Source organism: Flavobacterium resistens, from assembly GCF_900182645.1.
Taxonomy (GTDB): domain Bacteria; phylum Bacteroidota; class Bacteroidia; order Flavobacteriales; family Flavobacteriaceae; genus Flavobacterium; species Flavobacterium resistens.
The window spans coordinates 248446-270457 of record NZ_FXTA01000001.1 but is presented as its reverse complement, the minus strand read 5'-3'; the positions used below and the strand labels follow the sequence as shown (position 1 = coordinate 270457).

The following is a 22012-nucleotide window of genomic DNA, read 5'->3' as shown; positions in this document are numbered from 1 at the left end:
TTTTTCTTTTTAAGGAAATAAAAGAATATCACAAGCAAAATGATCAGTAAAGTTAGAAAAACTATACCTAACGAAATGACTAATAATTGTATTTCTTTTCGCTCCATAAAAATCCAATAATATAGCAACTCTGCGCTAATAGGTTTAAAATAAAAACTACTAAACTAAAAACTGATTCATCGTGTTTGATTAAAAACCAATTCAAAGCCAGCATAAAGGGTAAAAAAGGTACATGAAAAACTAATATTCCAAGTATGTACCAAAAAAAGACCGATTTTTTAAAATTCAATATTTTATCCGAATTAAAAATTTCTACCAAATACAAACAGGACAAAATCATAATCAATAATACTCCAATGGCAAAACTGTAAGTATAGGAATGATTCACATCTTCTTTGAAATATAAAATATTCAGAAAAAAGGATATTATAAAAAGTACTAAACTTAAAGATCCTGTTATTCTGTAATTTGTTTTAGATAACAGACTTCTTAAGAGCAATATATAGGCAGAAAAACTGACTAGCATATAAAAATTAAAAACATAGTAATTTAGTAAGCCTGTCCACTCTGTAAAATAATAACCTACTTTTTCTATAATAACAGAAAACCAAATTAAAATTACGAGCGATTTAGCTTTATATCCAGGAAGTTTGTGCCATGAAATCAGGCCTATAATTCCAGAAAATAAAGCTAAATAGAAAATATAAAATCTTAAAAATTCGAACATAATTTTTTAATTAATAGTCTAAGCTAGGCGGTCTTCCGATGCTTCCGTAATTCATTGGTTCAATGCTTGCTATGTCAGAGGTTCCGTCACTTATCAAGGCAAAAGTCTGTATTTCTCCAGCTTTAGGTGTTTTGATTTTTTTGCCCGTTGCGGTTAAAAATACGGTCATCAAACCAGCTTTTTCTTCATATTTTCTATCTTCTGGATATACTCCAAAATAAATGCGAATTCCATTTACATTATAACCTGTTTTTTCTCCTTTAGACTTGATATAATGAATGTAATTTTCGAGTTCTTCTACAGAAAACCAAACCGCATTGGCGTCTTCTTTTTTAATGTATTTAGCAATAATACTGGCTCTATACTTCATAAAATTCGTGTGTAATTCTTTCGCGAATTTTTTAGTAATCAATTGTGTTGGTCTTTCAGGTTGTCTTTCCATGATTATTAATAGTTTATGGGTTAATTGTTTGAAAAATAGTGTTTTGATGAAAAACATTGAGAGCAAAAATATTTTAAACCCCAAAAATGGGCAAGGGGAAATGTACCCTTTTTCTTAGGGTAAATTTATTTAAAAAATTGGGTTAAAGTACTGTTTTGTAGTAATTTATAAAAAATCAATTTTACATCGTTCCTTTTTGTGCACAAAATGGATAGGCGAAATCTGAAAAGCCTGTTAAAAGAGTAAGAGTTAATTGTAATACTAAAAATTATGAGTTTATATCATGAAGTTTTTCAGGGAGAATCATTCAGCGAAGACAATTATTTTGAAGCTGTACGATATGTTTTGGGACCAGAATATTCTAATTTAAGCGAAAGTGAATTAGAAGATGTCCTATTATCACGAGTAGATCAAATGTCTGAAAGTGAAGCAGAAGGATTTTGGTCAAGTTTAGGAAATGTAGCCAGCAGTATTGGTTCTGGAGTTTTGCGCGGTGTTTCTGCCTTAGCTCCAATTGCAGGAACTGCTATTGGTACTTATTTTGGCGCACCTCAAATTGGCGGTGCTGTTGGAGGTTTGGTTAGCAATTTAGCCGGAGCCGGTAGTACAGCTTTAGACAATAGTCGTCAGCCACAACGCAGACCTGCACCACCACAACGCAGACCACAACCACAATACAGACAGCAAACACCCGTTAGACAAGCTTTTGGTGATGCAGGACGTTATTTGGCCAATGCCGGTAGAGCAGCTCTTCCAGCCATTCAGCAATATGTGCAGGACAATCCGGTGGCACTTCGCCCACAGGCAGCGCAGGATATTGGCAGAATACAAGGTTTGTACAATCAGCTGGGCGGTGTAATCAATAATCCTCAGTTTCAGGCAGGCCAGGCGCAGCAAAGTTTAGGTACTGCAAGTCCAAATGCACCAATTGAAAGTCACTCTTTTGCTGAATTGATTGAAAATGTTAATTATCTAACAGAGAATATTTTGTATGAATATTACAACGGAGGATTAATTCCTACTGAAGATTATTACGTGGATCAATATGGCCAGTTTGTTGGCACAAATACTCCTAACCGAATCAATAGACTTGAAAATTCTATTGCAAGTTTATAAAACCTAAATGTTATACCAATGGATGCTTATTTAGAATATTTGAAAGAACATAATCCTGAAATGGCTAAATATTTTGAGCTTATGCAGCCCATGATGGAAAAAAAAGAGCCTGAAGAGGAAAAAGAAATCCCAAAAGTTGATTTAGAACTTGAGGAAAGAGTCAAGAAACTAAAAAAAATCAATCATAAACTTTTTACCATAATTGAAGGGCTGAAATTTCAATTGGAATTTGAATTAAATCAAAATGATGATTTAGCAAAAGCTATTGGCGCCTGTACAGAATGTTTTGGAGAAAATCCAGACTGTCCAGAATGCTTCGGCACTGGAAAACCAGGCAACAATGTTCCAGATTTTATTCTTTTCAATAAATATATTCAGCCAGCCATCCAGAAATATAACAAACATTATTTCAACAAAAATTAACCATTAAAAATTAAAATTATGAGCTATTTTGAAAGTTATTTAGACGAAGATTTATTGAATGAAGATTATTTCAACGAAGATCTTTTAAGCGAAGATTTATTAGAAAGTTATGACGAAAGTTATGATGAAGCTGCAAAACGCAGAAGACCTTCAACACGCGGCATTAGACCTAATGTAAGTTCAGCCGTAAAACAAAGATCAAATTTTGGAAAAGCATTGAGCGGAAGGGCTAATGATTACGCTACTAAAAGCGAACTTAAAAAATCATTAGATGCTATTTCTAACCAAGTTAATGAGCTTAAAAAGACATCATTAGCAACAAACAAAGCATTGGTTGCATTAGATCAAAAACATACTGAATTTGCAAAAATCGACGCCCGAAAAGGTGATAACCAGACAAAGGTTTTAAAAAATATGCAAATGATGAGTATGGTGGGATCATTGTTAAATCAGCCAAAATTAAAGGCTGAGAATTTACAATATATTCCGGCTAAAGCTGCGGAAGGTAATAATCCGGCTGTGGAAGCTAAAATCATTGAAAAACCAAATACGAGTGCCATTTATGTAGATCCAACTATGTCTTTATTATTGCCAATGATGACTACAATGGGTGATTCTGGTTCTGGAAAATCAGACAATTCAAACATGATGTTGCCTTTAGTACTTATAATGTCACAGCAAAATCAAAACAATGCTGGAAACACTAACAATACTATTTTGCCTATTGCATTGATGATGATGATGAATAAGTAAATTATAAAAAGGGCAGTTGATCCTCAATTGCCCTTTAATTTCTATTAACCTTAAAATTATGAAATGATGAATCCATTTAATTTATTAATCAATTATGTGATTGCAAATAGCAGAGCCAGTTTCTACAATGTTTCAGGAAATCAGGAAATTACAAATACAGCACTTTTAGCTGGCGTAGTTTCCGAAAACCCATTATTGAGTTATCTACTTATAGAGAACAAAGCTAAAGCCGAAGGAGATAAATTTAATGCTTCAGCTGACGTAACATCTGTTGCAGGAAGTGCTCCGGGTTTACCAGCTCCTAATACAGCTCCTATAGTAAATCCTCCAACAAGTACAGAAACACCAACTGGCGCGCCAACTAACGGAACGACAAATGTTGTAACCTTAGAGAATGTAAGAAACGAGATTTCAATTAGCAATAATCTCTTAAAAGAAGAGATCGCTAAAATTGCAGCAAGCAATAACGCAGAATTGACTAAAGCAATTGCAGAAAAATTGGATGCTAAAATCGCTTTAATAGAAAAAAGTACTGGTACTCTAAATGACGCTATTCAGGAAATTAAAAATCGATTGGAAGCATTTTCTAAAGGTGTTCCAGCTCCAGACAGTGTTTCTAATCAAAAAGCACCAGCTAAAAACGAAAAGAGATGAAAACTGCAGCAACTGACCTAGAAAGCGTGCGTTTAAACAGAATTGAAGAAAATACAACTCAAATTCTGAAAAAAATAAATGCTATTCGTCCAAGTTTTTATTCGAAAAACCTAAAATTTTCAAAAAAAGCTGAAGAGGAAAAGACAAAGCTGTTTCAGGAATTAATTCCGAAAAAGATTTTTTCGATTGATAAAACGCTGGAATTATTGAATAAAATATTAGCAGATTCTGATTTTTCAAAACTGGATCAAAAAGATCAAAATTTTATTTTAGGATTAAAAAATATTGATCTTAAAAATAGTCATTATGTTAATGAAATAAACAGTTTTGTATCGCAAGGAAATGAGTTGGACGTAGTCTTCAATTCTTTGGCTGAAGAGATGCTTTATTTCAATTATTTAAATTCTGAGCTTTTTGAAATTGATGGCAAGTTAATTACAATTCGTTTACAACGCTAAATTCGAGAATATGGATCCAAGACTCAAAGTTATATTATATGGTAATCCAGACGAAGAATTATCACTTTTAATGCGTTTAGAAAAAGAAAAAGATTATCCTGATCATTGCAAAATCATTTCAGATTTTGGCAAGGTCGTGAGTATTAGAACACAACGACGATTTTTATGTTCGATTTACCAAAGCAAAAAGGTAAAAAGCCTTAAAGCTCCAAGTGTTGTTCCTGCAAATGATAATGCTGAACTTGCTCCTGAAACCCAAATTCTAGACAAAAAAAATGATGTTTTAGACGATGCTGTATCAAATGTTGTATTCGGAATTATTGATTTTGGATTTGATTTTACTCATCCAGATTTTATAAGCAATGGAAAAACGCGCTTCGAGAAAATTTGGGTACAATCTGATCGCTATGACGGAAATAGATTTGGTTATGGCAGAATCATTACAAAAGCACAGATAAATGAAGCTTTATTAGATGAGTTTCCGTTCAAAAAACTCGGTTATCATCCAGGGAAATCGGATTTGTTTGGTAATGGAACACATGGTACGCATGTACTCGGAATTGCTTGTGGCAATGGAGCTGTTGCGCCAAAAAGCTTTGCTCCAAATGTGCCAATAATTGCTGTAGATATGGGAACTAATCTAGTTAACGGATCTAATTTGTCACTCGGAGATTCTGTAAAAGGAGCTGAAGGTCTATGTTTGATTACAAATGAAGCTGGCGAAAGACCTTTGGTAATCAATATGAGTTTGGGCGGTCATGGTGATGCGCATATGGGAAAAACTTTGTTTGAACAAATCATCGATCATATTGTAACGACACGTAAAGGAACGGCGATTGTTCAAAGCACAGGAAATTATCATCAGTCAAATGCTCATACCTACGGAGATATCAAATTGAATCAGAAAATTAAAATTCCGTGGATGTTTAAAAAACACGATCGAACGCCCAATGAAATGGAAATTTGGTATCATGGAGATGATATTTTAAGCGTTGATATTTATGATGATAATATGAAATTGTTACTTTCGTCAACTCCTTTTAAAGATGAATTAATTTTAAAAGATAATGATGAAGTCGGAATTTGTCTGCACAGATCCAACGAACCAAATACAGGAAAAAATCAAATCAATATTTTGGTTAATGGCAAATTAAATTCAAAATTTTGGACAATTGAATTGGTTGGCAGAAAGGTGAAAAACGGGCGCTATCATTGTTATATTGAACGCGATGATGGCGGACAATCAATATTTTTGCCTGCAATTGCAAACAAAACGCATACAACAAATTCAATCTGCAATTCAAAATACAGTATTGTTGTGGGGGCTTATAATCAAAATGATGACTCAAAATCTATTTTGTCTTTCAGTAGTTCTGGGCCAACAGCAGATGGCCGCATGAAACCAGAACTTGTTGCGCCTGGTTTTAAAATAAAATCATCGTGTTCGTCTTCAAGCAGAGAAAATAGAGCATCAAATAAGCTAACTTCTAAAAGTGGCAGCAGTATGGCGGCGCCGTATGTAGCTTCTTTGGTAATGAAAATTCTAGAAAAAGAGCCTGATCTTGATATTTTTTCAATACGAAAAAAACTTTTTAAGGCCTGTGATACAGCATCTTTTAAAGAAAATAATTTTGAGGTTTTTAGAGCCGGACATGGCTATATCAATCCAAATAAAATAACATAAATCTAGAATATTATGGAAAATTTAGTTTCGAATTCACCAGTTATTAATCAAAATCCTCCAGCAACAAGCGTGCTCGCGAACAGTGTAGGATTAAATGCTATAAATAATAGATCTGACGTACTGCAAATACAAAATTATTTAAAAGCATTAGGTTATCCCGTGCAGACCAGCGGAAGTATAGTAAATAATCAAACGGATAGCACCATTATTTCTATTCTTAATTTTCAGGCTAATAATCGAATTCAGGTCACTGGGAACATTAATCCGGGTGATGTGACTTATAATGCCTTGAAGCAACTGAATAGTGTAAATACTTCGCTGGTTGAATCGGAAGACGAATCCCTGCATCAGCCTTTTTTGACTAACTCTTTTTTGTTTAGAAGAAATGCAGGAAACGCAAATACATTGAATGTTATTTTTGAAGGTGATTCCTGGCTGGATTACCCTGTTCCGACAATTTTGGATTTGTATGATACCATTACTGACCGAAATCAAAGGCTTAATTTAAATTGTTTGCATTTAGCGAAATTTGGAGAGACAACTTCGCAGATGTATGCTGACAGAGCTCATTTTGTGCAATATGTAAGCGGTTATCGCATCGACCGAATTTATTTTAGCGGAGGCGGAAATGATGTTTTTCCGCAACTGGGCAGAATATTGAACTCGGGAATTACTTCTTTCGATCCAAGTTTCTTTACTGATCAGGCTAAATTAAATGAGCTTAGAAGTTTATCTGGCGATGCTTTGTATCAAAAATGTATTTTATACAAGAGATATTTAAATACAACTACTTTCGATCGTGCACTTTTTAATTCAGCTAATCTTAGTTCTATTTTTAGTATTATTATGCGAAATTATCTGGGTTTTGGGAGTATTATAAACGCACATTCAACGCCAAATACAATATTTTACATGCATACTTACGATTATCCGTTATTCAAGCTTGGTGTAAGACCTTCGATTGTTGGTGTTGATTTGCCTTTAGGACCTTGGATAAAACCTGTTTTTGATCGTTTAGGAATTACCGATGAAATTTTAAGATCATATATTATTATCCGATTATTGGATAAGTTTTATGCTCTTTTATGCCAAATTAAAAATCATTTTACCTACTATGGCTATCGTTTTCAAAGCCGAATTATAGATTATCGTGGTCTATTGAATTCGTCAGAACTTTGGAGAGATGAAATTCATCCAAACTCGGCAGGAGCGAGGAGATTATCAACGCGTGTTACTTTTTAAAATAGAAAAACCCGACTTTTGAAGGTCGGGTTTTTTATTAAATAAGATTCTTTTATCTTAAGCTTGCGCCAAGTTCAGTTTCAAAAGTTTGCTGCAATTTCAACATGATTTTGTCAATTTGAGCGTCTGTAAGCGTTTTTGTATTATCCTGAATCGTAAAACTCAAAGCATACGATTTTTTACCTTCCGGAAGTTTGTTTCCTTCATAAACATCAAATAAATTGATGTCTTTTAAAAGTGATTTTTCAGTCTGTTTTGCCAAATTAAAGATGCTTTCGTAAGTTGTAGCTTGGTCAATCAACAATGCTAAATCTCTTCGTACTTCAGGATACTTCGGAATTTCAGTATATTTAATTTTACCAGTTATAATTTTTAGAACTAAATCCCAATTAAAATCAGCATAATAAACATCCTGTTTGATTCCGAAATTCTTTAAAATTGATTTTTTAACTACACCCATTTCTACTAAAGTATCATTGTTGTAGCAAATCGCAGTTCCTTCAGAAAAAATATCAGACTGAACTGGAGCATTTGAAATTTTATCAATTCCCAAACGAGCTAAAACCGCTTTTACATATCCTTTTAATAAAAAGAAATCGGTTGTTTTTTGAGGATTTGTCCAGCTTTCTTTGTTTCTGTTTCCAGAAATCAATAAAGTCAGGTGTTTGTGTTCCTCATATCCAGTAAGATATTTATGATATGTTTTTCCGAATTCAAATAATTTTAAATCAGAATTCTTTCTGTTGATATTGTATGAAATAGCTTCTAATCCAGAAAATAACAATGATTGGCGCATTGTTGACAAATCACCACTCAAAGGATTAAGCATCGTTACATTATGTTCTTCTTTTAACGAAGCAGAAAGTTTTGCGTAAGCTGCAGTTGTCAAAGAGTTGGCCATCATTTCATGGAAACCTTGGGAATTCAACTGAGAAGCAATTACGTTTTGTACTTTGTAATCTTCCGTTCTTGGCGAATTTGCTACAGTTGCATTGAATTTTTTAGAAAAATTAATGTTGTTATAGCCATAAACACGCAAGATTTCTTCAATTACATCAATTTCACGCTGTACATCTACACGATATGCAGGAATAGTCAATCCTAAACCAGAATCTGAAACGCTATTGACTTTAATATCTAACGAAACTAATATTTTTTTGATTGTATCTTTCGGAATTTCCTGTCCGATAATTTTGTAAACATGGCTGAAATTCAATAAAACAGAAAAATCTTCTACTTTTTTAGGATATACTTCAACCACATCAGAAGTAATTTTTCCACCTGCTACTTCCTGAATCAAAAGAGCGGCACGTTTCAAAGCATATTCAGTAATAGTTGGATCGATTCCTCTTTCAAATCTAAAAGAAGCATCTGTGTTTAATTGATGTCTTTTTGCGGTTTTACGAATGCTTACAGGATCAAAATAAGCGCTTTCTAAGAAGATTGTAGTTGTTCCGTCAGTAACTCCAGATTTTTTTCCTCCAAAAACTCCGGCAATACATAATGGCCCTTTTTCATCACAAATCATTAAATCTTCTTTATGCAATGTTCTTTCAACATCGTCTAAAGTGATGAATTTTGTTCCTTCCGGAAGTGTTTTTACAATTACTTTTCCGTTGATTTTTGCAGCATCAAAAGCATGCAAAGGTTGTCCTAATTCGTGTAAAACATAATTAGTAACATCGACAATATTATTTTTTGGAGTTAATCCAATCGCTTTTAATCGATCTTGAAGCCAAGCTGGAGATTCTTGAACTGTAATACCAGAAATGGTTACACCGCAATATCTTGGAGCTAAATGTGAATCTTCAACGTTAACGTCAATTTTTAAAGTACGCATATCGACTCTAAAATTACTTACAGATGGCGTGATTAATTCAACGTTTACACCACGTTGCAACATTCCGGCTCTTAAATCACGAGCAGTCCCGTAATGACTCATTGCATCAGCACGATTTGGCGTTAAGCCAATTTCGAAAACTTCATCATTAGCAATTTTAAAAACTTCTGCAGCTGGAGTTCCAGGAACTAAATTTTCATCAAGAACCATAATTCCGTCATGACTTGTTCCAAGTCCTAATTCATCTTCAGCGCAAATCATTCCGTGGCTTTCCTGACCGCGAATTTTGCCTTTTTTTATTGTAAATTCAGCACCTTCTTTATCATACAAAATGGTTCCAATAGTAGCAACCGGAACTTTTTGACCCGCAGCAACATTGGCTGCACCACATACTATCTGAACAGGCGCTTCTAAACCAATATTTACAGTTGTTACTTTTAGTCTGTCAGCATCTGGGTGTTTTTCACAAGTAAGTACGTGTCCTACAACAACTCCTTCTAAACCACCTTTTATAGATTGGTATTTTTCTACAACTTCAACTTCCAGCCCTAAATCAGTAAGAAGTTCTGAAGTTTGTTCTGAAGTCCAGTCGGTTTTAATAAATTGTTTTAACCAGTTGTAAGATATTTTCATGTTAGTTTGATTATTCTTGTATGAGGATACAAATATAAGAATTGCGGATTGGAGAAAGAAAAAAAATATTTGGTTTTTTATCCCAAATTTAAGGCGTTTATCAGAATTTAAAAGTAATAAGCAATTTTCTTGGGAAGACAATTGTCTTTTATGAAATTTTCAAACAGCTTATATATTGAAGATTTAAATCAATTCTTCAACATGTTTTTTGATATTCTCTGATATTTTTTTAATTGGAAGATCGTTCTCATCATCTCCAAAAGGATCTTCAATTTCTTCGGCAATTAATTCTAAACTGGCCAAAACATAAAAGATAAAAACAACTACAGGAACAACATAATAACCCAAACTCAAGGAATAACCAAAAGGCAAAGTCATAATATAAAAGAAAATAAATTTCTTTATAAAAGCGCTGTAAGAGTAGGGAATAGGTGTGTTTTTTATGCGTTCACAAGCGCCACAGATGTCTGTAAAAGCAACTAATTCGGCGTTTAAAATGATAAGCTGGTCTCCGGTTATTTTTTTTGATTCATACAAGGCATTGATTTTATTGTACATCATTTGCTTAACCTGATTCGGTTTGTGTTTATGATGATCCAATTCTAAATCAACGTCTTCAAAAAGCTGTTTCGCAGTTTCGGAGTTGTTCAAATGTTTGTATAAAATAGAAGCGTATCCAGGGATAAACTTTCTGAAAAACTTTCGGTCATTTTCATCTTTTAAAATAGCCGAAAGTTTTATCGCAAAGTTACGGCTGTTGTTAACTAAGCCACCCCATAATTTTCGGGCTTCCCACCAGCGGTCGTATGCAGTATTTGTTCTAAAAACCAATAAAAGTGAAATCACAAAACCTAATATTCCGTGCATTACGGGAATATTTTTAAGATAATGGTTTTCATCAATTCCAAAGTAAATTACTTCAACATAACCAACAATGCCCGCATAAATACCAATGCCAATCATTACAGGGAATAATTGCCTGATAGTGTCTGATTTATGAAAATGAAAGATAAAACTAAACCATTCTTTTGTATTGTATGCGATCATTTATATTTGTTTTTTGAAACAAATTTAGATTAAAAATTAATATTTCCGGCTAATTCTCTCAAGGCAATTTCAGATAATTTTGCTTGATATTGAGCATTGCTGTAACGCACTTTTGCGTTGACATAATTTAATTGTGCCGTTCTGAAATCTAGTGTTGTGATAGTTCCAATTCTAAATTTATCTAACGTAATATCCAAGTTTTGTTTAGCAATTGTTACGTTATCTTCTTCTAAATCAATTAATCCTAAGTTTGTTTGATAGGTTTGAAATGCAGTGCTCAACTGTGTGTCTAAAATCATATTTTGTTGATCAATAGCAATCTGTGAATTTTCGATTTCGATTTTAGCGACTTTTTCATTTCTGTGCTGATTCAGACCATCAAATATATTTAATCGTGCATTAAAACCGTAATTAAAACCTTTCGAAGACGATTGGCTCGTAAATCCTAAACTTGACTGATTCTCTGAAAAATTATAACCAGATGTTAAGTTTACAACCGGATAACGGTCTGCTTTTATTTGTTTTAATTGTAATTCAGCAATACGTTTATTAATAATTTGAGCTTCTACTGCCGGATTTTGTTTATGTGCCAAATCAGATAATTCAGCTAGATTCATCGCATTGTCAACCGTAACTAAATCGGTTACAGTGAAATCAATTTTAGGGTCACGTGCTAAATATTGGTTCAGTAAAATTTTAGCATTTGCGTATGTTTCTTTTTGGCGTAATAAAGCAACCTGATCTGAGTTTAGATCGACTTGAGCGTTTAAAACCTCTAATTTTGAGGCTTTTCCAATACTGAAACGGTTTTGTGCCAATGTTAATCTTTGCTTAGAAATTACGATTGTCGTATCTAAAGCAGCCAATTGATGCTGTTGTTGTACAAGATCATAATAAGCTGAATTTACCTGTACAATTTTGATCAAAACGGTTCTTCTTAATTCAGAATCACCTAAGTTTTGAAGTTCTTTTAATTGATCCAGACGCGCAAACATTTTCATTCCGTCGAAAACAGTCCAGTTTAAACCAACTCCGTAAGTTAAAGTGTTATTTTTTGCATTGTTTAAAGAAGTTGTAGTTCCATCCTGACGTGTCTGCGATGAATTTGTAACGCTATTGTTATCGTTTACCGTAGCCGCGACAGTTGGAAGTAATCCTGCATTTCCAATTGTAACATTTGTTTCGCTAATTTTCGAATTATTCTTTGCAATTCTGATTTCAAAGTTGTTTTCTAAAGCGATTTTTGTAGCATCTTCAATAGTCAAAACTCCTTGCGCATTTGTTTTAATAATGCAAAAGAAGAGAATTAGTAAAGTGCTGTATATATTCTTGATGTTCATATTTATATTCTTTTACCAGAAAATCATGAATTTTACATTTTGTAAAATTCATGATTTTTTAGCTGCTATTTTATACTTTCTTTTTCGTATTCGTCGATATGATCAAATTCTGGATAATGTTTTCTTTGTTTTGACCACATTAAATAAATGGCAGGAATTACAAAAAGTGTCAATGCAAGAGAGAAAATTGTTCCTCCAACAATTACAACTCCCATACCAATTCTACTTGTAGAAGCTGCTCCAAGTGACATCGCAATTGGTAAAGCTCCTAATGCAATTGCTAAACTGGTCATTAAAATTGGGCGTAAACGCGCTTCTGAAGCTTCTAAAATGGCTTCTAATTTTGGTTTTCCTTGTTCTCGAAGCTGATTCGCGAATTCGACAATCAAAATACCATTTTTAGTTACCAATCCAATAAGCATTACGGTTCCAATCTGGCTAAATATATTCCAAGTCTGATTGAAAAGCCATAGCGAAAATAAAGCTCCTGCAACGGCCATTGGTACCGTTAAAATAATAATGAACGGATCAATAAAACTTTCAAATTGTGCAGCCAGAATTAAAAAGATTAAAAGCAATGCCAATCCAAAAGCGAAAGATGTATTTGAACTACTTTCTACGAAATCTCTAGATTCTCCACTTAAATCAGTTGTGAAGCTTTCGTCCAAAACTTTTGCTTTAATACGATCCATTTCCTGAATACCGTCGCTGATACTTTTTCCTGGAGCCAAACCGGCAGAAACTGTAGCCGACATATAACGATTATTGTGATACAATTGTGGCGGATTACTTTGCTCTTCAACATCCACTACGTTGTCCATCTGAATTAATTCGCCTTTGTTGTTTTTAACGAACATCGAAGTTAAATCCAATGGCTTAGAACGGTCTTTTTGATCAAATTGGCCAATAACCTGATATTGCTTTCCGTTTTTGATAAAATAACCAAAACGTTGTCCGCTCAAAGAAAGTTGCAATGTTTGAGCAATATCTAAAATAGAAATTCCTAAACTCTCGGCTTTTTCGCGATTGATGCTAACATTGATTTCAGGTTTGTTGAATTTTAAGTTTACATCTGTTGTTGAGAAAACATCACTTTTACCAACTTCTTCCATGAACAAAGGAATTTTTTCTCTTAGTTTTTCAAAATTTGGCGCCTGAATAACATACTGAATTGGTAAACCTCCACGTCTGTTTACAGCAATTGTAGGCTGCTGAAGAACGGCAGTTTTAGCTTCAGGATATCTTTTAGTCCATTTTGTTAATTTATCAGCAATGTCTTTTTGTGCAGCTTTACGTTCATCTGGTTCTTTCAATGAAAGTCTGATAAAACCTGTATTGGTAGCCGAAGCTCCAAAACCAGGCGCTGTAATAACCAAACTCACTTTTTTCTCCGGAATAGAGTCATCAACTAATTTTGAGATTTCCTGCATAAAGCGGTCTGTATATTCGTATGATGAACCCTCAGGCGTTGTCATACGCATTGTTACAGAACTTCTGTCGTCAAGTGGAGCGGTTTCTTTTGGAAGAATTGTAAAAAACAAATAAATCAATCCGAAACAAGCAATAAGAATTGGGAAACTGATCCATTTTTTGTCCATAAATTTTGAAAGTGATTCTGCATAACTGCTATTCATCTTTTCAAAAAATGGTTCGGTTTTAATATAGAATTTTGATTTTTTCTGCTCGCCGCCTTTCATTAAATAAGCGTTCAACATTGGCGTAAGCGTTAAAGATACAAATGCAGAAATTAGTACTGCAGCACCAATTACAACTCCAAATTCCCTAAAGAGTCGACCTACGAAACCTTCTAAGAAAATTACAGGAAGGAATACTGCAGCCAAAGTTACCGAAATCGAAATTACAGCGTAAAAAATTTCATTTGAACCTTTGATAGCAGCTTCAATTGGAGACATTCCTTCTTCTACTTTTTTGAAGATATTTTCGGTTACAACAATGCCGTCATCTACCACCAAACCTGTTGCTAACACAATTGCCAATAAAGTTAATACGTTGATCGAGAATCCAAAAAGCCACATAATGAAGAATGTAGCAATCAATGAAACCGGAATATCAATTAAAGGTCTAAATGCAATCGCCCAGTCTCTAAAGAAAAGGTAAATAATAATGATTACCAAAAGAATTGAAATCCCCAGTGTTTCAGCAACTTCAAGAACTGATTTTTTTACGAAAATAGTATTGTCTAGAGCAATATTAAGTTTGATATCTTTTGGAAGATCCTTTTTTAAGGCTTCATATTTTTTGTAGAATTCTGCCGAAATATCCAGGTAATTTGCACCAGGCATGGGAACAATTGCCAAACCAATCATTGGCAAACCAGACTGACTTAATTTTGTTTCGATATTTTCTGGTCCTAATTCAGCTCCACCAATATCGCTAAAACGAACAATTTTATCTCCGTCGGTGCGAATAATAATATTGTTGAACTCTTCCGGTTTAGATAAATTTCCAATTGTTTTTACAGTAAGTTCAGTGTTGTTTCCTGTAAGTTTTCCTGACGGAAGTTCAACGTTTTGAGCGTTTAATGCACTGCGGACTTCAGCAACTGTACAGCCATATGCCGCCAGTTTTGCCGGATCAATCCATAAACGCATTGCGTAACGCTTTTGTCCCCAAATTTGCACGCCACTCACGCCCGGAATAGTTTCTAAACGTTGTGAAATTACATTTTCGGCATAATCACTTAATTCAAGTGAATTTCTTGAATCACTTTGAACTGTCATCGAAATAATGGCATCACTATCTGCATCGGCTTTTGATACAACTGGAGGTGCGTCGATATCTTGCGGTAAACTTCTGATGGCTTGTGAAACTTTGTCACGAACGTCGTTTGCCGCTTCTTCTAAGTCTTTATCTAAGTTAAATTCGATTGTAATATTACTGCTTCCCTGATTACTTGACGAAGTAATATTTCTAATTCCGTCAATAGCATTTACAGCTTTTTCAAGAGGTTCTGTAATTTGCGATTCAATAATGTCTGAATTGGCTCCGGTATAATTTGTTCTAATCGAAACTTGCGCCGGGTCAATAGAAGGGAATTCACGAACACCCAAAAAGGTATAACCAATGAAACCGAACAGAATAATCAAAAGATTCAGTACAATCGTTAAAACGGGTCTTCTTATACTTGTGGTTGATAAACTCATATATGCTTTTATTTTAGATTTTAAATTGTTGATTTAACTTAAAATCTATAATTATTTTAATTGATTTAGATTTCGTTTTTTAATTTGAAATCCAAAGTCTGAAATCTAAAATTATTTCACGATAACTTTAATTGGTGCTTCATTTTTTAGAGACATTACACCGCTTGTTACCAGAGTATCACCAGCTTTTAGTCCAGATAAAATTAAGATTGACGAATCTGTACGAGTAGTTGCTTCAACCATAACTTCTTTGGCTTTCCCCATATCTGAGATATAAACTTTTTTTCCGCTTTGTACAGGAACAATAGCTTCAGATGGAACCACAATAGCATCTTTTATAATGTTTAGAGGAAGTTTTACATCGGCAAATGTTCCTGGGAAAAGTTTTCCGTCAATATTATCTGCAATCGCGCGAATTTGCAAAGTTCTTGTTGCTACAGCGATTTCTGGTTCTATTGCATATATTTTAGCATTGTAAACTTTGTCTGAGCCAGAAACGGTGAAGTCAATGTTCGATCCATTATTTACTTGTGTAGCATATTTTTCAGGAATTGAAAAAGTGATTTTTAATTTTCCTGTGTTTACTAATTTTGCAACTAAAATTGTTGGTGTAATGTACGTTCCCGGAGAAATATTACGCAAACCAATTTTTCCTGAGAAAGGAGCTTTAACTGAAGTCTTCGAAATTTGCGCTTTTATTAATTGTGTTTGTGCTTTTGCTGAAGCATAATCTGCGTTTGCTACATCAAATTCTTCTTGACTGATGGCTTCTTTTTGAAGAAGTAATTTTGCTCTTCTTTCGTTTTCACCAGCCAAACCTTCTCTGGTTTGTGCCTGACGAAGCTGAGCTCTTAATTCAATATCATTAACTTTGAAAAGCACCTGACCCTTATTTACATAACTTCCTTCGTTGAAGTAAATACCTTCGACAATACCTGACACTTCACTTCTGATTTCAATTTGTTCATTTGCCTCAATTGATCCTGACAAAGATAAATTGTTGTCAAAAGTGGCTGTTTTAACAACAATACCAGTAACAGTTGTCGGCTTGTCTTTGTCACCAGATTTTTTTGATTCGTCATTTTTGCTTTTATTGGACATTACCCTGTAAGCAATGAATCCTCCTAAAACAATAATAATCAAGGCATAAATTAGGTTTTTTACTTTCATAAAATTAAAGTGATATATTTTTTGGTTTTTTGTTTTTGTAGCTAACAAATTTAACTTTTTGATGCGAAAACGAAAGAGCTTACTCTTAATTTAACATTTGTATGTACAAGTTTTTACTTAGCTGCGAAGTTTAGACTATTTTTCTTTACAATGGTTTAACGCTGTTGAGAAAAAATATCAAATTTTATTCTCAAAATTAGCTTTTAATCTGAACTTGTGGTTTTTATCTAAAAAGAACAATTCTTAAAGTAGGTTTTTGTTTACAAAAAAAGTAAAAATACGCGGAAATAATTACAGAAAAAACGTACAGTATTTTTTTTTGAATGCATTTTATCTGAATTATTTTGTGCTTTATCGATTTTATTTGTAACATTGATAAGGTTAAACAAAACAACGGTATTTTAGTATGAATCATATCGTTTTTCTGTACTTAGCATTGATATTTGTAGGTTTTTTATTTGTTTAGAGTTGATTTTTTGCGCATTAATAAAATTTCAAAATTAACAACTGTTTATATTTTTAATTCAAAATCTATTTATTTATGAAGAGAAAACTACTTCTGGGTTTATGGCTTTCTTTGCTTTTTGCTGCTATATCGGTTTTGTTTTGGAAAAATGAATTTCAGTACAGTCTTCCAACCCCCATTCCTAAGGATTATGTGGCTGTCGCAACAGGAGCTAAAATTGATCTAAAATGTTGTACAATGGATCAAAAACCAGTTTTTATCCATTTTTTTAATCCGGAATGTCCTTGTTCCCGATTTAATGCTCCTCATGTAAGCGAACTGATAAAAAAATATGGTGACCGCGTTAATTTTAAAATAGTAGTCATTAACAATGAAAAGAGCGTTAGTATTGAAGAAATTCAGAAGAAATTTGATGCCAGAATTCCTGTTTATTTTGATCGGGAAATTGCAAGAAGTGTCGGCGTTTTCTCTACACCGCAGGCCGCATTAATAGATAGTTCACAAAAATTATATTTTCGGGGGAATTACAATAAAACAAGATATTGTACCGATTCTGAAACCAATTATGCCCAGCAGGCAATAGAATCTTTATTAAAACATACAAATGCCCCATCATTTGATGCTTTGGCACTAAGAGCGTACGGATGTTCATTACCAAAATGCACTAAATAAATCTAACCCCTTAATTACCTAATTTATGAAAAGAAAAGCTAGTTTGAATGAGCAGGACTACCTGCACAGTTTTATGTCTACAATGACAGAAAAATCCGATACAATTATTAATTATGTTCTTGCGGTCTACTTTCTTCTTGGTATCGCCTTATCCTTTAAATATGATACTTGGGAGATTGGAGCAGGAGTAGGAACACTGAATTTACTGGCTTATTATTCGGCTAAATTTTTTCTTAAAAATTCTAAGTTTTATCAATATGTGCTTTCAGTGGTACTAGCCATTTTTATGGCGCAATACATTTATCAAATGCATGGTTTGTTTGAAATGCACTTTACCGTTTTTGTGGCGAGTACAATTTTAATTATTTATCAAAACTGGAAATTACAAATACCTTTGACTCTTTTGGTTATATTGCATCACGGTGCTTTAGCCTATCTTCAAAATTATGTATACAACGATGCAAATGGCTTGCAAATTTATTTTTCGCAAGTGAATTTTGATATGGAAACTTTTTTAGTGCACGTTGTATTAGCAGGTGCTGTGTTTTTTATGAACGGATATTGGGCTTATTATTTTAAAGCACATAGTCAAAATCATATTTCAAAAATCTCTGACGAATATGAATTGGAAAATATCAAATTGGCTTCTGCAAAATTCAGCTCTATGTCGGCTACTAAAGAGTATAATGATTTTATTCACAAAACAACTTTAGATTTAAAAATGCCTGTGAGTTCGGTTTTAAAACTAATTGATGTTTCAAAAGGGCATACTGATAACGATCAGCTTTTAAATTATCTAGAAATGATGAAAGAAAGCGCTAAAAAAATTGATGATCTTGTGAATGATATTCATTTTAAGTCAGTTAGTGGAAAAACAAATCCAAATCATTAACTCAATTTTAATACTACCCGCAACAATGTAAACATATATTAATTTTAAATGCAGAAAATTTATGGATACCAGAATTACCCGCCCAACGCCATCAGAAAGAGAAGTTGATTGGAATAAAAATAAAATATTACTTAGCAAAACGGACACAAAGGGAACTATTTTATATGCCAATGAAGATTTTATTGACGTATCTGGCTATGATGAATTTGAATTGATTGGACAAGCTCATAATATTATACGCCATCCTGATATGCCCAAAGTAATTTTTAAATTTTTGTGGGACAGTATCAAATCGAATAAGAATATTCATGCCATCATCAAGAATATGTCAAAAACGGGCAGATACTATTGGGTAATTACCGATTTTAAAATTATAGCCGATTCTGATGGTCAAATCGTTGGTTATTTTGGAACTCGAAAATCTGTTCCGGAAGATATTGTAGTTAAATTTATTGAACCCTTGTACAAAAAACTTTTGCATATAGAGGAAGCCAGCGGCATGTTAGCATCTGAAGAATATCTGATTGGTTTTCTGGAAGAGCGCAAAAAAACATACATGGAATATATTGATCATCTTATTGCAACAGGAAAAGATGACAAAAATAAAGTAAGTAAAGGTTTGTTTAGCGGACTTTTTGAAAAGAAAGAAACTCCTAAAAAATAAGTATAAAATTCAAAAAACTTTGCTGTATCAATCAAGATATTCAACCTTAAATTTGTCCCCCAACAAATCTAATCACCAAGAAAAACTAATAGAATATTTTAAAGTTTGATGCAGTGAAGTTTTTTAAAAGTTGCTAAGATTCTGTGGTACTAAGGTTCTAAGTTTTTCCATTAGCTTTCTGCTTCGCTCAGGATGACAATCAAATTTGATTGTCATTTTAATCTTTGTACTTTGAACATAAAAAAAACTTAGAGCCTTAGTACCTCAGAATCTTAGCATCTTAAACTAAGAAATATAATTCCAAATATTCTTCTTTTTTGTCAACTCAATAAAAACAGCTTTTAGAACGGCATGTTCTGGTTTTTGCAGTGCGCTGTCTTCTTTCAGAATTTTCATTGCATAGTTTCGGGCCAAAGATAAAATATCTCGATCTTTTACAATATCAGCAATTTGTAGATTCAAAACACCACTTTGTTGAGTTCCCATTAAATCACCAGGACCACGAAGTTTAAGATCTACTTCGGCAATTTCAAAACCGTCATTGGTTCCAACCATAGTCTCCATTCGGGTTTTACTATCGGTGCTAAGTTTATGGCTGGTCATTAAAATACAATAACTTTGTTCGGCACCACGACCAACTCGTCCTCGTAATTGGTGTAATTGTGATAATCCAAAACGCTCTGCACTTTCAATAATCATAACGCTGGCATTCGGCACGTTAACCCCAACTTCAATAACAGTTGTAGCTACCATGATATTGGTTTTTCCTTCAGAAAATCGTTTCATTTCAGCATCTTTATCTGCTGGTTTCATCTTTCCGTGAAGTATCGAAATCGAATATTGTGGCAACGGAAAATCTCTCGAAATACTTTCGTAACCATCCATTAAATCTTTGTAATCCATTTTTTCAGATTCCTGAATCAACGGATAAACAATATAAATTTGCCTTCCCAGTGCAATTTCATCACGAAGGAATTTCCATACCTTCAATCGGTTTGTATCGTATCTGTGGACGGTTTGAATAGGTTTTCTGCCCGGCGGTAATTCGTCAATTACAGAAATATCTAAATCTCCATATAAACTCATGGCTAAAGTTCTCGGAATTGGTGTTGCTGTCATGACCAGAACATGTGGCGGAATATCATTTTTCTTCCACAATTTTGAACGTTGCTCCACGCCAAAACGATGCTGCTCATCAATAACAGCCAAACCTAGATTTTTAAACTGAACTTTGTCTTCTAATAAAGCATGCGTTCCAATTAAAATTTGCAGGTTTCCGTTTTCAAGTTCTTCATGAATAATTTTTCTTTCAGAAGTTTTAGTTGAACCCGTCAATATCCTAATATTGATATTTAAGGTATTTGCAAATGCCGATAATCCTATAAAATGTTGATTGGCCAAAATCTCTGTAGGCGCCATCAAACAAGCCTGAAAACCGTTGTCAATTGCTAAAAGCATGCTCATAAAGGCAACAATTGTTTTTCCGGAACCAACATCACCTTGGAGCAAACGATTCATTTGAGCGTTGCTTCCCATGTCAGTTCGGATTTCCTTGATTACTCTTTTTTGAGCGCCAGTCAAGTCAAAAGGCAAGTGATTTTGATAGAAGTCATTAAATAATTCACCAACTTTAGAAAACGGATGTCCTTTTATTTTATGCTTTCTGATTAAGTTTTTGGTAATTAATTGAAGCTGAATAAAAAACAATTCCTCAAATTTTAGTCGGAATTGGGCTTTTGCCAAAATATCAGTGCTTTTTGGAAAATGTATATTAAATAAGGCGGCTCTTTTAGGAATTAATTTCAATTCCTCTATTAAATAAGGAGGAAAAGTTTCAGTAAATAAAGCCTGTGTTTCAATAAACAATTGTTCCATCATTTTATTGACGGTTCTGTTGGAAATTCCACGGTTGGCGAGTGTTTCTGTAGAAGGGTAAACCGGTTGCATGGCAGAACGGAGGCTTCTTTCGTGTTCTGTCAAGAGTTCAATTTCCGGATGTGCCATACTGAATTGGCTTCCATATAAAGAACATTTTCCAAAAATCACTAAAGTTTCATTCAGTTTCAAACTTTCACGAATCCATTTATGTCCTTGAAACCAATTCAGTTCAATTTGCCCCGTATCATCAACGAAACTGGCAACCAGACGTTTTTTGTTTTTAGCAAATTCAACGGTTTTGATATTGATTATTTTTCCGATAATCTGAACTTCTGTTCCTGTATTCTGAAGTTCATTAATTTTATAATAACGGGTTCTGTCAATATATCGATTCGGAAAAAAATTGACTAAATCTCCATATTTATGAATTCCCAATTCCTTACGAAGCAATTGACCACGACTCGGGCCAACGCCTTTTAAGTATTCGATTGGGGTTTCAAGGAGATTGTTTGACATTTTTTTAGACTTCTTAGATTTTTAGACTGGCTTAGATTTTATAAAATAGAGCAAAGAAGAAAGAGTTTAGACTAAAAAAACATCTATATTCTTTACTCTTGCTTCTATTTTCTTTGTGAAAGCGAAGATAGATTTTAATTAGGAAATTTTAAAATGTAATGTCTATTCCCTTTTTTTATTTTGATAACGTTTTGAAACTTTCAATATTATCTTACTGTTAACTTAATAGCT

At 33.5% G+C, this 22012-nt stretch carries 18 protein-coding genes; 10 read left to right on the top strand and 8 right to left on the bottom strand.

Going from position 1 to position 22012, the window contains the following annotated elements:
• Nucleotides 1–79: 79 nt before the first annotated feature.
• Both FN795_RS01160 and FN795_RS01155 read right to left on the bottom strand, forming a co-directional pair.
• Nucleotides 80–727 (bottom strand): hypothetical protein, encoded by a 648-nt coding sequence (locus FN795_RS01160; RefSeq protein WP_142448881.1) that lies wholly within the window; start codon nt 725–727, stop codon nt 80–82.
• 10 nt (nt 728–737) lie between these two features.
• On the bottom strand, nt 738–1169 hold the full coding sequence (locus tag FN795_RS01155) for a hypothetical protein (RefSeq protein WP_142448880.1): 432 nt from the start codon (nt 1167–1169) through the stop codon (nt 738–740).
• Between the two features lie 270 nt (nt 1170–1439).
• On the opposite strand from FN795_RS01155, the gene FN795_RS01150 reads away from it, so the two are divergent.
• The 7 genes from FN795_RS01150 to FN795_RS01120 all read left to right on the top strand — a co-directional run bounded on the left by FN795_RS01150 (nt 1440) and on the right by FN795_RS01120 (nt 7499).
• Nucleotides 1440–2285 (top strand): hypothetical protein, encoded by an 846-nt coding sequence (locus FN795_RS01150; protein ID WP_142448879.1) that lies wholly within the window; start codon nt 1440–1442, stop codon nt 2283–2285.
• Nucleotides 2286–2303: 18 nt separating this feature from the next.
• Nucleotides 2304–2708, top strand: a complete 405-nt coding sequence (locus FN795_RS01145; RefSeq protein ID WP_035643967.1) for a hypothetical protein — start codon at nt 2304–2306, stop codon at nt 2706–2708.
• Nucleotides 2709–2726: 18 nt separating this feature from the next.
• Nucleotides 2727–3461 carry a hypothetical protein gene (locus tag FN795_RS01140; protein WP_142448878.1) on the top strand — a complete coding sequence of 245 codons (735 nt, stop codon included), beginning with the start codon at nt 2727–2729 and terminating at the stop codon, nt 3459–3461.
• A gap of 63 nt (nt 3462–3524) precedes the next feature.
• Complete coding sequence (locus tag FN795_RS01135) at nt 3525–4115, top strand: hypothetical protein (RefSeq protein ID WP_142448877.1); 591 nt, start codon at nt 3525–3527, stop codon at nt 4113–4115.
• On the top strand, nt 4112–4573 hold the full coding sequence (locus tag FN795_RS01130; RefSeq protein WP_142448876.1) for a hypothetical protein: 462 nt from the start codon (nt 4112–4114) through the stop codon (nt 4571–4573). The genes FN795_RS01135 and FN795_RS01130 overlap by 4 nt, the downstream gene beginning before the upstream one ends.
• Before the next feature lie 10 nt (nt 4574–4583).
• Nucleotides 4584–6257 (top strand): S8 family serine peptidase, encoded by a 1674-nt coding sequence (locus FN795_RS01125; RefSeq protein ID WP_142448875.1) that lies wholly within the window; start codon nt 4584–4586, stop codon nt 6255–6257.
• Between the two features lie 12 nt (nt 6258–6269).
• Complete coding sequence (locus FN795_RS01120; RefSeq protein ID WP_142448874.1) at nt 6270–7499, top strand: peptidoglycan-binding domain-containing protein; 1230 nt, start codon at nt 6270–6272, stop codon at nt 7497–7499.
• Nucleotides 7500–7551: 52 nt separating this feature from the next.
• On the opposite strand, the gene pheT is transcribed toward FN795_RS01120, so the two are convergent.
• The 5 genes from pheT to FN795_RS01095 all read right to left on the bottom strand — a co-directional run bounded on the left by pheT (nt 7552) and on the right by FN795_RS01095 (nt 16693).
• The gene (pheT, locus tag FN795_RS01115) at nt 7552–9972 is read right to left on the bottom strand and encodes a phenylalanine--tRNA ligase subunit beta (protein WP_142448873.1); all 2421 of its coding nucleotides are present in this window, start codon (nt 9970–9972) and stop codon (nt 7552–7554) included.
• A gap of 183 nt (nt 9973–10155) precedes the next feature.
• Nucleotides 10156–11019: a bestrophin family protein gene (locus FN795_RS01110; protein WP_035643951.1), complete on the bottom strand. Its 864-nt coding sequence runs from the start codon at nt 11017–11019 to the stop codon at nt 10156–10158.
• Nucleotides 11020–11048: 29 nt separating this feature from the next.
• A complete protein-coding gene (locus tag FN795_RS01105) occupies nt 11049–12359 on the bottom strand; it encodes a TolC family protein (RefSeq protein WP_142448872.1) in 1311 nt (436 codons plus the stop codon).
• A 65-nt stretch (nt 12360–12424) separates the two neighbouring features.
• The gene (locus FN795_RS01100) at nt 12425–15523 is read right to left on the bottom strand and encodes an efflux RND transporter permease subunit (RefSeq protein ID WP_142448871.1); all 3099 of its coding nucleotides are present in this window, start codon (nt 15521–15523) and stop codon (nt 12425–12427) included.
• A gap of 111 nt (nt 15524–15634) precedes the next feature.
• The gene (locus FN795_RS01095) at nt 15635–16693 is read right to left on the bottom strand and encodes an efflux RND transporter periplasmic adaptor subunit (protein WP_142448870.1); all 1059 of its coding nucleotides are present in this window, start codon (nt 16691–16693) and stop codon (nt 15635–15637) included.
• 541 nt (nt 16694–17234) lie between these two features.
• Between FN795_RS01095 and FN795_RS01090 the strand changes: the two genes are divergently transcribed.
• From FN795_RS01090 to FN795_RS01080, 3 genes are all read left to right on the top strand, one after another.
• Nucleotides 17235–17831 (top strand): peroxiredoxin family protein, encoded by a 597-nt coding sequence (locus tag FN795_RS01090; RefSeq protein ID WP_142448869.1) that lies wholly within the window; start codon nt 17235–17237, stop codon nt 17829–17831.
• 25 nt (nt 17832–17856) lie between these two features.
• Entirely contained in the window at nt 17857–18723 is an 867-nt protein-coding gene (locus FN795_RS01085) for a hypothetical protein (RefSeq protein WP_035643943.1), read from the top strand.
• A 61-nt stretch (nt 18724–18784) separates the two neighbouring features.
• Nucleotides 18785–19387, top strand: coding sequence for a PAS domain-containing protein (locus FN795_RS01080; protein ID WP_142448868.1), 603 nt, complete (start codon nt 18785–18787; stop codon nt 19385–19387).
• Between the two features lie 285 nt (nt 19388–19672).
• Here FN795_RS01080 and recG read toward each other — a convergent pair whose 3' ends face one another.
• Entirely contained in the window at nt 19673–21781 is a 2109-nt protein-coding gene (gene recG, locus FN795_RS01075) for an ATP-dependent DNA helicase RecG (RefSeq protein WP_142448867.1), read from the bottom strand.
• Between the last annotated feature and the right edge of the window lie 231 nt (nt 21782–22012).